The sequence below is a fragment of the Bradyrhizobium neotropicale genome (assembly GCF_001641695.1).
Lineage (GTDB): Bacteria > Pseudomonadota > Alphaproteobacteria > Rhizobiales > Xanthobacteraceae > Bradyrhizobium > Bradyrhizobium neotropicale.
The window spans coordinates 206,705-220,366 of the sequence record NZ_LSEF01000037.1; the positions used below are offsets into that span (position 1 = coordinate 206,705).

At 66.0% G+C, this 13,662-nt stretch carries 10 protein-coding genes and 1 pseudogene; all 11 read right to left on the minus strand.

Annotated features, from left to right (window positions below; translation table 11 throughout):
• Positions 1-58: 58 nt before the first annotated feature.
• Entirely contained in the window at positions 59-1,021 is a 963-nt protein-coding gene (gene lpxC / locus AXW67_RS11500) for a UDP-3-O-acyl-N-acetylglucosamine deacetylase (RefSeq protein ID WP_027556900.1), read from the minus strand.
• A 363-nt stretch (positions 1,022-1,384) separates the two neighbouring features.
• A complete protein-coding gene (gene ftsZ, locus AXW67_RS11505) occupies positions 1,385-3,184 on the minus strand; it encodes a cell division protein FtsZ (protein WP_063677969.1) in 1,800 nt (599 codons plus the stop codon).
• Positions 3,185-3,271: 87 nt separating this feature from the next.
• Complete coding sequence (gene ftsA, locus AXW67_RS11510) at positions 3,272-4,594, minus strand: cell division protein FtsA (protein WP_027556898.1); 1,323 nt, start codon at positions 4,592-4,594, stop codon at positions 3,272-3,274.
• A complete protein-coding gene (locus AXW67_RS11515) occupies positions 4,591-5,616 on the minus strand; it encodes a cell division protein FtsQ/DivIB (protein WP_027556897.1) in 1,026 nt (341 codons plus the stop codon). The genes ftsA and AXW67_RS11515 overlap by 4 nt, the downstream gene beginning before the upstream one ends.
• A 349-nt stretch (positions 5,617-5,965) precedes the next feature.
• Entirely contained in the window at positions 5,966-6,952 is a 987-nt protein-coding gene (locus AXW67_RS11520) for a D-alanine--D-alanine ligase family protein (protein ID WP_063678051.1), read from the minus strand.
• Between the two features lie 135 nt (positions 6,953-7,087).
• Positions 7,088-8,005, minus strand: a complete 918-nt coding sequence (murB, locus tag AXW67_RS11525) for a UDP-N-acetylmuramate dehydrogenase (RefSeq protein ID WP_027556895.1) — start codon at positions 8,003-8,005, stop codon at positions 7,088-7,090.
• A 5-nt stretch (positions 8,006-8,010) separates the two neighbouring features.
• Positions 8,011-9,414, minus strand: coding sequence for a UDP-N-acetylmuramate--L-alanine ligase (murC, locus tag AXW67_RS11530; RefSeq protein ID WP_063677970.1), 1,404 nt, complete (start codon positions 9,412-9,414; stop codon positions 8,011-8,013).
• Positions 9,415-9,538: 124 nt separating this feature from the next.
• A partial coding sequence (locus tag AXW67_RS43930) for a glycosyltransferase (protein WP_283806458.1) occupies positions 9,539-10,001 on the minus strand: 463 nt, incomplete at its 5' end.
• 1 nt (position 10,002) lies between these two features.
• Positions 10,003-10,638: pseudogene (locus AXW67_RS43935) on the minus strand (glycosyltransferase); the annotation flags it as partial.
• A 165-nt stretch (positions 10,639-10,803) separates the two neighbouring features.
• Complete coding sequence (gene ftsW, locus AXW67_RS11540; RefSeq protein WP_027556892.1) at positions 10,804-11,955, minus strand: putative lipid II flippase FtsW; 1,152 nt, start codon at positions 11,953-11,955, stop codon at positions 10,804-10,806.
• Positions 11,956-12,253: 298 nt separating this feature from the next.
• Positions 12,254-13,654: a UDP-N-acetylmuramoyl-L-alanine--D-glutamate ligase gene (gene murD / locus AXW67_RS11545; protein WP_063677971.1), complete on the minus strand. Its 1,401-nt coding sequence runs from the start codon at positions 13,652-13,654 to the stop codon at positions 12,254-12,256.
• Between the last annotated feature and the right edge of the window lie 8 nt (positions 13,655-13,662).

Genomic DNA, 13,662 nt, shown 5'->3' on the forward strand with positions numbered 1-13,662 from the left:
TGGTTACCAGGTGTTTCGCAGGGGCGCAGGCCACCAGATGCCCGCGACGACAGATCCTTCAGGACACGTCCGGCCCGTAGGCCGCGGCAATCCGGCCACCGACGATACCGCTGCCGACCTCGACCACCGGACGGGTGGTGCGGCGGGCCGCCTCGCCCTCGACCACACGCCAGGCGGTACGATCGCCCAGCAACGCGGTGAGAACGGCGTGGTTGAGCTTGTGGCCGCCGCGAACCGAGCGATAGGCCCCGAGCAGCGGCAGGCCAGCCAGCGCCAGATCGCCGATGACGTCCAGAACCTTGTGGCGCACGCATTCGTCGGCATAGCGCAGGCCCTCGGGATTGAGCAGCCGCTCGTCGTCGAACACCACGGTATTTTCGAAGGAGGCGCCGAGCGCGTAGCCCGCGCTCCAGAGGCGTGCCTGATCGGACATCATGCCGAAGGTCCGGGCACGGCCGATTTCGCGGCGGAAACGCTCCGGATTGAGCTCGAGCGCGTAGCTCTGCTTGCCGATCACCGGATGGGCGAAATCGATGTCGATTTCGGCGCGAAACCCGCCCGCGAAGGGCCGCAGCTCGCCGAAGGAGTCGCCGATCGCAACCGAGACCGGCTTCAGGACCTGGATAAAGCGGCGCTGCGCCGGCTGGGTGACGATCCCGGCCTGATCGATCGCCGCAATGAAGGCCGCAGCGCTGCCGTCCATGATCGGCACTTCAGGGCCGTCGATCTCGATGATGGCGTTGTCCACCCCCATGCCCCGCAGTGCAGCAAGGACGTGCTCGGCGGTGGCGACCAGCGGACCGTCGCGGTCACCGAGGACAGTCGCGAACTCGGTCGCGATCACCTGCTCGGCGGTCGCCTGAACTTCCCGGTCATTTCCCTCAAGGCCGGTGCGGACAAAAATATAACCTGCATCGACAGGTGCAGGCCCGAGCGTGAGAGTAACGGGAGAACCGGAGTGTACGCCGACGCCGGCCACGGTGGCTTGCGCACGAAGCGTTGTTTGCCGGCTAAATTTCATCGGGAACCCGCCCCACTATGACCCACTGCGACTTATACAAGACCCAACTGACCGACCGCAGTCGACCGCCCGAATCTCCGTATCCCCAAGTCGTGCCGAACCATAGTCACTGCCCTAAACAGCGCCAACTCACGCTTTTTTACCGATTGTTACCCCAACTCTGCCGTATTCGCGACAAGGCTTAACCAAATTGCGCCGCGGTTGAGGGCGGTTTTCGGCAGTTTTACTGAACCACCGAAAGCATAATTAATGATTTAAAATCAGTTGCTTGAACGCGCAATCCGGGCTCTCACGTTGAAAATGGAAAGGTCCCGGCAAGCTTCCCGCCGGGACCTTTTTTCGTCTGCCTAATTGTAACAATCCTCAGGTCGCCTGCCGTCGCAGGAAGGCCGGGATATCAAGATGGTCGTCTCCCTGTGGCGCCGGCGCAACAGGCGCGGGGCGGCCATGGGCGTCCAGCCCTTGCGGCGCCGGCCGGCGAGCATACTCCGATACCGGCGGTTCACTGGCTGCGATTTGCTGGGCGACGCTGCGCTGCGGCTTGCGGTCGGGCAGCGGCGGCATTGCCGGACCCGCGGTACGGGCCGCGATCGGCGGCTCGCTTTCCTCTTCGCGGCGGCCGAGACCGACATTGGCGAGACGCTGGAGCAGCGACAGACGCGTCTTTTGCGGGTGCTCCTCCTCGACCTCACCGCGGGCCTGACGAATCTCGGCCTGAGCCGGCATCGGCAGTTCATCGAGACGCGGCATCCGCGGCGCACGCACCGGCGGGCGCTCGGCCTGCGGCGGAATGAAGGTATCGGGCGTCATCGGCTCCTGCATGGCGAGCGGGGCCTGCTCAGGTTCCGGGAACAGGGTGGGCTTCTGCGCGATCGGGCGCACGGTGACGTCACCATAGGAGGCGGGCTGCACCGGTGCCGCCGGGACGTTCGGAGCAACCGCGGCGGCGATGGCGGCGAGCGCGGCGCGCTCGACGTTGGGACGCGGTGCCGTCGGAGCGGCCGCAACCGGCGCGGACGCCGTCGCCGGGATCTGCGCTTCCAGCTTCTGGGCGCGCTCGGCCAGACGCTGATTGTCGGCGCGCAGACGCGCGGTCAGGTCAGCAAGGCGGCTCTCGGCAACCGCGGCCGGAGCCTGCGCCTGGGGCGCCGGGTTCGCAACCGGGGCGCTGGTCGCCTGGGTGTTGCGGGCGATCGCGGCCTGCTCGATGCCGGTGGCAACGACCGAGACGCGGATCAGGCCGTCGAGCGCTTCGTCGAAGGTAGCGCCGACGATGATGTTGGCGTCCTGGTCGACCTCCTCGCGGATGCGGGTCGCGGCTTCGTCGACTTCGAACAGCGTCAGGTCCTTGCCGCCGGTGATGGAGATCAGGAGGCCCTTGGCACCCTTCATCGAGCTATCGTCGATCAGCGGGTTGGCGATCGCGGCTTCAGCGGCGGTCAGCGCGCGCTTGTCGCCGGAGGCTTCGCCGGTGCCCATCATCGCCTTGCCCATCTCGCGCATGACGGCGCGGACGTCGGCGAAGTCGAGGTTGATCAGGCCTTCCTTGACCATCAGGTCAGTGATGCAGGCAACGCCCGAGTAGAGCACCTGGTCGGCCATCGCGAAGGCGTCGGCGAAGGTGGTCTTCTCGTTGGCGACCCGGAACAGGTTCTGGTTCGGGATGATCAGCAGCGTGTCGACGACCTTGTGAAGCTCGTTGATGCCGGCTTCAGCAGTGCGCATGCGGCGGCCGCCCTCGAAGTGGAAGGGCTTGGTGACGACGCCGACGGTGAGGATGCCCATCTCGCGCGCGGTCTTGGCGATCACGGGAGCTGCGCCGGTGCCGGTGCCGCCGCCCATGCCGGCGGTGACGAACACCATGTTGGCGCCGGAGAGATGGTCACGCAGCTCGTCGAGCACCTCTTCCGCAGCGGCCGCGCCGACGTTGGGCTGCGAACCGGCGCCCAACCCCTGCGTCACCGCTGTGCCCATCTGCACGATGCGCTGCGCCTTCGACATCGTCAGCGCCTGCGCGTCGGTGTTGGCGACCACGAAGTCGACGCCCTGCAGGCCCGCCGTGATCATGTTGTTGACGGCGTTGCCGCCCGCACCGCCGACGCCGAACACGGTGATCCGCGGCTTCAATTCGTGAATATCAGGAACATTGATATTGATGGTCATGTTTGCCTCTCGATCACGTGCGCGTGGGTTCGCCCCGGCCGGCGGCCGCGGGAGTTGGTGAAAATCGAAGATTGCGGAACCGGTTCATCAGAAGCCCTCGCGTAGCCATCGTCCGACCTTTCCGAAATAACCACCGGTCCCTGTCTTGACCTGCTGCCGCGTATGCCGCGGTTCGACATGTTCGAGGTGAACATATTGCGGGTAGACCAGAAGCCCGGCGGGCACCGCGAATGCGGCGTTCTTCGCCTCGTTGGGCAGCCGGCCGAAGCCGAGCGGACGTCCGACCCGCACGGGCCGGCCGAGAATCTGCGTTCCGAGTTCGACGAGGCCGGTGAGCTGCGAGGCGCCACCCGAGAGTACGACACGGCCGTTGGGTTCGGCCGCGAAGGGGGAATCCTTCAGCCGGTCCCGGACCATTTCGAAGATTTCCTCGGCACGGTGCTTGACGATGTTGGCGATAGTGGCGCGGGAAACGATCTGCGGCAGATCCTGCTCGTCACCGGCTGTCGGCACAGACATCAGCTCACGCGAGTCCGATCCGCCGGTGAGGACGGTGCCATATAAGGTCTTGATTCGCTCGGCATCGGCAATGGTCGCCGAGAGTCCGCGTGCGAGATCCATTGTGATGTGTTGCCCGCCGACCGCGAAACCCGCGGCATGCACGAAGCGGCCGCCGGAATAGATCGCGATCGTCGTGGTGCCCGCGCCCATCTCGATGACGGCAGCGCCGAGATCGGCTTCGTCGTCGGTCAGCACCGACAGGCCGGCTACATAAGGGCTCGCTGCCATGGCTTCGACGTTGATGTGGCAGCGCTCCACCGCCAGCATCAAGTTCCGCGCCACCGTGGCGTCGCAGGTGACGACGTTCATGTCGACGCCGAACTGATGCGCGACCATGCCGCGAGGATCGCGGATGCCCTTGACGCCATCGAGCGTGTAGCCGACCGGAAGCGCGTGCAGCACGGTGCGGCCCTCGCCTGTCGCATGGCGCATGCCGGCGGAGGTAACGCGATTGACGTCGGCCGGCGTGACCGCGCCGCCGCGAATATCGGCTGCGGCCTCGACGAGCTGGCCCGCGGGCCTGCCGCCGGAGACCGATAGCAGCACCGACTCGACCTGCACCTTGGCCATCTTCTCGGCGAGCGCGACGGCCTGGCGCACCCCCTGCTCGCATTCGCCGAGATCGATCACCGCGCCGGCTTTCATGCCGCGCGACTGGATCTGGCTGTAGCCGATCAATTCCACCGCATGGGTGCGGCCGCGCAGCGCTTCGCTCGGCGCCGACGGCTTCAGCCGGGCGATCATGCAGGCCATCTTGCTGGTGCCGATGTCGAGGCAGGCGACGAGGCCGCCGCGCTTGTGCGGCATCGGGCGTGTCTTCGGCGTCTGGGTGCGATCGAGACCGGTCATGCGGAATCCCCGGCCTTCTTCTTGGACTTCTTGTCCTTGAACTGCTCCTCGCGCGCCTTCGCGGCGTCGTCAGAGAGTTGCACCACCAGCCGATCCGGCAGGCGCATGTCGACGGCGACGATGTCGCGGGAGAACAGCTTTTCGTCCTTGTCGAGCTTGGAGAGCGCGGCGAGCGCGTTGCCGACGTCCTGCTCGGGCAGGCGGATGTCGAGCCCGTCCTTGAGCCTCAGGTTCCAGCGCCGCTCGCCGACGAAGATCGCAGCCTTGGTCACCGAATTCACTTGCGGATAGCGCGCCAGCAGCGCGAGGAAATCGCGGGCTTGCGTGTCGGCGCCCTTGCCGACCACCAGCGGCAGCGACAGGAAGCGGCGCGAGACATAGGGCTCGAGCACGGCGCCGTCATCGGCGATCACGGAGAGCCGACCGCCCTCCTGCCACAGCGCGAACGCCTTGCGCTCGGTGATCTCGATCATGAGCTGGCCCGGATAGAGCTTCAGCACGGTCGCATCGGCGATCCAGGGATTGGCCTTGAGCTTGTCGCGGACGCCGTCGGCGTCGAGGAACAGCAGCGAGGAGCGGCCGCTGACGCCGCCGATCGCGAGGATCTCGTCCTGTGTGAGCTGCTTGCGGCCGTTGATCACGACGGAGGTGATGCGGAAGCCGGCGGAATTGGCCATCGCATTGCGCGCGTCGCTGACGGCCGTGATGAAATCCTGGAGGTGGCCACCCTTGACGATGCCGAAGCCGCAGCTTCCGATCAGGAGCAGCACGGTCATGCTGATCCCGACCCGGCGCGGCAGATAGCGTTCGACCAGCGCAACCACGCGCGGCGGCGTCTCGCGCTCGACGACGGCTCTGGCCTTGGCCTTGAGCTTGTCGTTGGCGACAGCGCGCTTCTCGTCGCGCTTCTCCTGCACCCACTCGCGCAGAAGCACGACCGCTCCAATAGCGGCCGCCTTCAGATCAGCTTGGGGCCTCAGCGATCTGAAAAGTGACCGGGTGAGGCTGCCTGCACCATCCATTGCACGAGCTCGTCAACAGTTAGCCCGCGACATCGCGCGGGTCCTGGCGAACATGACGTCTCGGTCTTGCCGGGCCGGGTGCTGGTCTTCAGCAGACGAAGCCTCTCCCCTTCAAGGTGTTCGCTGGAGGCGGGAACCCCCGCAACCGCTCACACGCCGGCAGCCAAAGCGCCATATGCGCCGCCAGCGTTAACCTTCGGACTTCCTGGTAAACAAAAGGTAAAATTCGTTAACGCGGAAAGCTTTTTGCCCCGTCTTGTGAGGCATTTATGCCGCGATGTCTGGCATTTTACCGGTTTTGGGTTCCAAACCGGGCGATTTCGGCCGTCCGGCCGTTAACCAATCCTAATTATTTCCGCACACCCCGCTCGGCGAGCTCGATCAGGCCGCGCAGGAAGTCGACGAAGTCGATGCCCTCCGCCTTCAGCGCCTTGGGGTAGAGCGAGGATTTGGTCAGCCCGGGGAGCGTGTTGGTCTCCAGATAAACCAGGCCCTTCTCCGCGACGATGAAGTCCGACCGCGAATAGCCGGTGCAGGACATCGCGCGATGCGCCAGCATCGCCTGCTGCTTCAGCGCGGCGGTGACCTCCGCCGTGAATCGGCCAGGGCAGATCTCCTGGGTCGACTTCAACAGATATTTCGCGGCGTAGTCGAAATTGCCCTCGCCCGGAATGATCTCGATCGGCGGCAGCGAGAGGATCGAGCCGTCCGGCCGCTCCAGCACACCGCAAGTCGCCTCAATGCCGGCGACGTAGGGCTCGATGACATATTCCTCGAGCTTCGCCGCGTTGCGGACGGCGACGAGGTCCTGCTTGGCGTTGACGAAGATCAGGCCATAACTCGAGCCGTCGCGCGCGGGCTTTGCGATCAGCCGGCCGTATTCGGCAAAGGCTTCGTCGATGTTGTCGAGCGCGATCCCTGCCGGCGGCGTCACGCCACCGAGCGCGGCAAAGTGCTTGGCCGCGATCTTGTCGAAGGCGAGATGCGAGGAAGCCGAGCCCGATCCTGTAAAGGGCACGCCGCGCGCTTCGCACATCACCTGCAATTCGCCGTTCTCGGCGCGCCCACCGTGCAGGGCAAGCACCAGCACGCGCTCCTCTGCCTTGGCCTGATCGAGCGCTTGCTCCAGCGGCACGCCGCGGGTGCCGGGCTTGAACTCGTCCTCGAAGGGACGGACGTGCTCTTCGAGCTGCTTCGCCTGCACGGCGTGCACCCGGTCCTGGATGTCCCAGAACCAGAGATCAGCCTCGGGCAGCGCCTGATGCAGCGCCTGAGCTGATGCAACCGAGACCAGACGCTCTCTGTTGGAGCCGCCGAAGAGGATGGTGATGCGCATGTTCATCGTCCGCGATCTCTCCAATTCGTCATTCCGGGGCGCGACGAAGTCGCGAGCCCGGAATCCATTTCCCCACCGTCTCTGAGGCCTGATGGATTCCGGGCTCTCGCTTCGCGAGCCCCGGAATGACGGTGATCATGAAATCCCAATCCGCTTGATTTCCCAATGTAGCTCAATTCCGGAATTCGCCTTCACGCGTTCGCGCACGGTCTCGCCGAGCGTCTCGATGTCGTGACCGGTGGCATCGCCGGTGTTGATCAGGAAGTTGCAGTGCATCTCCGACACCTGGGCACCGCCGACGCGCAGACCGCGGCAGCCGGCGGCGTCGATCAGCTTCCAGGCGGAATGGCCGGGCGGATTCTTGAAGGTCGAGCCGCCGGTCTTCTCGCGGATCGGCTGCGCCGTTTCGCGATGGCTCTGCACCTCCGCCATGCGCGCGCGGATCGCTTCCGCATCCCTGATCTCGCCGCGAAAGCGCGCGGAGGTGAAGATGATGGAGGGATCGACGCCGCTATTGCGGTAGACGAATTTCATCTCGGCGTTGGAGAAGACGTGCTTCTTGCCGTCGCGACCGATGCCGGTTGCCTCGACCAGAACGTCCTTGGTCTCGCCACCATTGGCGCCCGCGTTCATGCGCAGCGCGCCGCCGATCGTGCCGGGAATGCCGAAGTAGAATTCGAGCCCGCCGATATTGGCGCTCGCCGCCACCTCCGCCACGCGCTTGTCGAGCGCGGCAGCGCCAGCGGTGACGACGTCGCCGCTCGCATTCGCCTCGCCAAAGGCGCGCGGCGCGAGCCGGATCACGACGCCGGGGATGCCGCCATCGCGCACAATGAGATTGGAGCCGACGCCGACGACGTAGACGGCAATGTCGCTTGCAAGATGCGCGAGGAAATAAGCGAGGTCGTCTTCGTCCGCCGGCGTGAACAGCACCTGCGCGGGACCCCCGACGCGAAACCAGGTCAGCTCCGCGAGCGACTGGTTGGCCAGCAGCCGGCCGCGCAGATCAGGCATCGCGGCTTTGAGCTCTGGTGTGATATCGGGAAATCCCACCGCCGTCACCCCAGCGTCTTCAATTGGTCCGGCAGCGCGTACGCCCATTGCGTGATGTTGCCGGCGCCCAGGCACACGACGAGATCGCCCGATGTCGCGAGTCCCTTGACGATACCCGCAAGCTCCGACGCTGCCGGCAGCGGGATCACCTCGCGGTGGCCGTGCGCGCACAGGCCTGCGACGAAGTGATCGCGGTCGATGCCCTCGATCGGCGCCTCGCCAGCGGCATAGACGTCGGCGACGATCACCGCGTCCGCGTCGTTGAAGCAGGTGCAGAATTCCTCGAACAGCGATTGCAGGCGGGTGTAGCGATGCGGCTGCACCACCGCGATGATTTTGCCGTTAGTGGATTCCCGCGCCGCCTTCAGCACCGCCGCGATCTCGACGGGATGATGGCCGTAATCGTCGATCACGGTGACGCCGTTCCACTCACCTGTCTTGGTGAAGCGGCGCTTGACGCCGCCGAAGCCGGCGATCGCCTTGCGGATCGCATCGTCCGTGACACCAAGCTCCCGCGCCACCGCGATCGCGGCCGTCGCGTTCGACGCGTTGTGGCGCCCCGGCATCGGCAGCACGAGATCGGCGATCTCATGCGTCGCGCCGGTCTTGCGATTGCGGAACGCGACCTTGAACTTGGAGCCGCCGCCCATCGGCGTGAGATCGACCAGTCGCGCATCGGCCTGCGGATTCTCGCCATAGGTGATGATGCGGCGATCCTCGATCTTGCCGACCAGGCTCTGCACGACCGGATGATCGATGCACATCACGGCAAAGCCGTAGAACGGCAGGTTCTCGACGAAATGGCGGAACGCGTCCTGCACGGCCTCGAACGTCTTGAAGTGATCGAGATGCTCGGGATCGACATTGGTGACGATCGCGACGTCGGTCGGCAGCTTCAGGAACGTGCCGTCGCTCTCATCGGCTTCCACCACCATCCAGTCGCCGGCGCCGAGGCGGGCGTTGGAGCCGTAGGCGTTGATGATGCCACCGTTGATGACGGTGGGATCGAGCCCGCCGGCGTCGAGCAGCGTTGCAACCATCGTTGTGGTCGTGGTCTTGCCATGCGTACCGGCAATCGCAACGCAGCTCTTCAGCCGCATCAGCTCCGCCAGCATCTCGGCGCGGCGCACCACGGGAATGCGCCGTTCGCGCGCCGCCATCAATTCCGGATTGTCGCGCTTGATCGCGGAGGACACCACGACGACCTCGGCGCCGTCGACATTCTCCGCCTTGTGACCGACCGAGACCTTTGCGCCCTTCTTGCGCAGGCGTTCGAGATTGTAATTGTCCGAGGCGTCCGAGCCCTGCACGGCATAGCCGAGATTGACCAGCACCTCGGCAATGCCGCTCATACCGATCCCGCCAATCCCGACGAAGTGGATGGGTCCGATCTCGCGCGGCAGTCTCATGCTCTGTTCCCTGACCTCGCCGCCTCGTACAGGCGGCATCTGGCGACGGTCACGGCCAAATCAGCCGCAGGCCGCTCGTACTGGATGCCCCGCTTTAGAAGGCGAAGACAAGGGCTTTTTCGCGTCAGATTCCCGCGACTTTGACCACCAGATCGGCCAGACGCTCGGCCGCGTCGAGCCGGCCGGCGCCGCGGGCGGCCTCGGCCATGGCGGCGAGGCGCGCCGGTTCGGCGGCGAAGGCGGAAATCTCGGAAGCCAGCCGGTCCGAGGTAAATTCGGCCTGCGGAATGCGCACGGCGCCATCGACCTTGGCCAGCACGCCGGCATTGGCGAACTGGTCCTGGTCGATTGACCCCGGCAGCGGCACCAGGATCGAGGGCCGGCCGATCGCGGCGAGCTCGGCGACCGTGCCCGCGCCGGAGCGCGACACCACCAGATGGTTCGAGGCAAGCCGCGCCGGCAGGTCGGTGAAGAACGGCGCGAGCTCGGCATTGATCTTGAGCTTGTCGTAGACCGCGCGCACGCGCATCGTGTCCTCTTCGCGAACCTGCTGGGTGAGAATCAGCCGGCTCCACAGCGCCGGCTCGNCCGTTCGATCGCGCCCGGCACGATATCGGCCATGATACGCGCGCCCTGGCTGCCGCCGACGACGAGCAGGCGCAGCGGGCCATTCGGCTCCGGCGCGGTGTATTTCACGGCTGCTGCCGCGAGGATCGCGGGCCGCATCGGCGTGCCGACCGTCGTGGTCTTGCCGGCCAGCGCAGGATCGCGATCGAGCACGCCGGGTAAAGAGGTCGCAATCGCGCGGACATGACGCGACAGGAAACGGTTGGCGCGGCCGAGCACGGCGTTGGCGTCGTGGATGATGCCGGGCACGCCGGCGAATTTTGCCGCGACCAGCGGCGGCAGCGTGGGATAGCCGCCGAAGCCGACGACGGCGACGGGCTTCAATCGCCTGATCAGGCCGAAGGCGGAGAGCGTGCCGACGGCGAGCGTGAGGCCGGCATAGGCAAGCTGAAACGGGTTGCGGCCGCGCGCGGTCTCGCTGCTGACGACGTCGATCATGTCCTTGCTGAACAGCCCGCTGTAGCGCAGCGCGCGCTCATCCGTGACGAGGCGGACGCGAAAGCCGCGCCGGATCAATTCGACACCGAGCGCCTCGGCCGGGAACAGATGGCCGCCGGTACCGCCCGCGGCGAGAAGAATCAGGGGGGACGTGTCCATGGCGGAGAGTTTTACAGGGAGTTTTCCGTCATTGCGAGCGAAGTGGATCGACGGTCATCCTCATCCTGAGAGGAGCGCGGAACGCGCGTCTCGAAGGACGAAGGCCCCGGCCGGTGGCCTCGCCCTTCGAGACGCCGCGCGGAGCGCGGCTCCTCAGGGTGAGGATCACGCGTAGCTGCGCATTGCGTCAGCGTGGCCGGTCGCCTCGACCTCGGTGCGCGGCCGCAGCCGCGTCAGGGCCAGCATCATGCCGACGCCATAGGCGAGCGATACGATCGAGGAGCCGCCATAGGAGATGAACGGCAGCGTCATGCCCTTGGCGGGGATGAGCTGAAGGTTCACCGACATGTTGATCGCGGCCTGCACGCCGAACAGGATCGCAAGTCCCGACGCGGCGAAGCGCGAGAACATGTCCTCATTGGCATAGGCGCGCGACAGCGTGCGGATGACGACGAAGGCGAACAGCGCCAGCATGGCGAGGCACAGGATGATGCCGAACTCTTCCGCTGCGACCGCGAACACGAAGTCGGTGTGGCTGTCCGGCAGGCTGCGCTTGGCGATGCCCTCGCCCGGCCCGAGCCCGAACCAGCCGCCGTTGTAGAAGGCTTCCATCGCGGTATCGACCTGGAAGGTATCGCCCGAGGCTGGATTCATGAAGCGCTTGATGCGCCCCGCAACGTGCGGAACAAAAAGGTAGGCGCTGAACAGGCCTGCTGAGGCCGCGCCCGCAAGCCCGAACACCCAGATCATGCGCATCCCCGCGATGAAGAACAGCGCGCCCCACACCATCAGGATCAGCATGGTCTGGCCGAAGTCGGGCTCCATGACGAGCAGCGAGACCAGCATCAACAGCAGCACCAGCGCCATCGAGGTCGCCGGCATCTCCGGCCGCTTGGTCGATTCCGCGAACAGCCAGGCGGCGATGACGACGAAGGAAGGTTTGGCGATTTCGGACGCCTGGATGTTGACGCCGAGCAGCGTGATCCAGCGCCGCGAGCCCTTCACCTCCGGGCCGATCGCGAGCGTGACGACAATCAGGATGATGCTGACCGCGAAGATGATCAGCGCGCTGCGCCGGATCGAGCGCGGCGACAGGAAGGAGACGCCGACCAGCACCATGAAGGATGGTGCCAGGAACATCACGTGGCGGCTGAAGAAATGGAAGGGATCGAGCCCGATCCGGGTCGCGACCGGCGGGCTCGCCGCCAGCGACAGGATCACCCCGGTCAGCATCAGCGCCAGGATGGCGCCGAGCAGCGGCTTGTCGACGGTCCACCACCACTCGGAAAAGGGGGTGCGTTCTTCACGGGAGAGCATGGGCGGCCGGCTTTCGGACAGAGATCGTCCATTGGTCGCCGAGGTTGGTTACCGGGGGGTTAATAAGATCGATCAAGTTGTGAAGAGTCTCGTGCCCCGGACGCAGATTGTAGGATGGGTAGAGCGCAGCGAAACCCATCAACTTCACATCGAGGACGATGGGTAGAGCGCAGCGAAACCCATCAACTTCACATCGAGGACGATGGGTTTCGCTTCGCTCTACCCATCCTACGGGCTACTGGGTCCCGGCTCAGCGTCGCGTCATTTCGTGCCGCGCCGCGTCCGGGACACGAGAGCCTCACACCACCGGCTTCACACCGGGCAGCGCCTGCACCAGTTCGCGGAACCTGGTGCCGCGGATCTCGAAGTTGCGGTACTGGTCGAAGGAGGCGCAGGCCGGCGACAGGAGCACGACGGCGTCGGTGATGCCGGAGGCTTCCGCCTCGCGCGCAGCGTGCTCGACGGCGAGGTCGAGAGTCTGGCTGATCTCGTGCGGGACTTCGCTGCCGAGCGTGCCGGAAAACTCCTGCGCCGCCTCGCCGATCAGATAGGCTTTCCGGATGCGCGGGAAGAAGGAGGTCAGGCTGGTGATGCCGCCCGCCTTCGCCTTGCCGCCGGCGATCCAGAAGATGTCGGTGAAGGACGACAGCGCATGCGCGGTGGCATCGGCGTTGGTGCCCTTGGAGTCGTTGACGAACAGCACGTTGCCTCGGCGGCCGACCTGCTCCATGCGGTGCGCCAGCCCTGGAAAGCTGCGCAGGCCGTTCTGCAGGACATCAAGGCTGATGCCCATCGCGAGCGCGGCGGCCGCGGCGCAGGCCGCATTCTGCGCGTTGTGCAGACCGCGAAGCGAGCCGATGCCCCCTAACATGGCGACTTCGCTGCGGGCGCCGCCGGAGGCGCGCACGATGGTGCCGTGCTCCACGTAGATGCCGCTCGCCAGCGGATTCTTGACCGAGATGCGCTCAACCTTCCTGCCGGCGCGGTCGAGCCGGTCGGCGATATTGCGGCACCAGCCATCATCGACGCCGACAATCGAGGTGCCGCCGGCCTGCACGCCGGCGACGAGACGCTCCTTCACCGCGGCGTAATGCTCGATCGTGCCGTGGCGGTCGATGTGGTCCTCGCTGACATTGAGCAGAATGCCGACGGAGGGATCGAGCGAGGGCGTGAGGTCGATCTGATAGGACGACATCTCGATAACATGGACGCGGCCCCTGCGCGGCGGCTCCAGCGACAGGATCGCGGTGCCGATATTGCCGCCCATCTGGGTGTCGTAGCCGGCAACCTTGGTCAGATGCGCGATCAGCGCCGTCGTGGTCGACTTGCCGTTGGTACCCGTGGTGGCGACGAACGGCGCATCCGGCGCATGCCGCCGCCGCTCGCGGCAGAACAGCTCGATGTCGCCGATCACCTCTACGCCGGCATCGCGTGCCTTCAAGACGCTCCAGTGCGGCACCGGATGAGTGAGCGGCACGCCCGGCGCGAGCACGAGGGCCGCGAAATTCGCCCAGGACATGGTGCGCAAGTCCGCGGTGATGAACCCTTCCTGCGCGGCCTTGGCGAGATTGTCGGCACCGTCGTCGCCGGCGATCACCTCGGCGCCCCCGGCCTTCAGTGCGTGGCAGGAGGCGAGTCCCGAGCCGCCGAGGCCGAATACCGCGACCGTCTTGCCGGCGAAGGATGTGACGGGGATCATGATCTAGC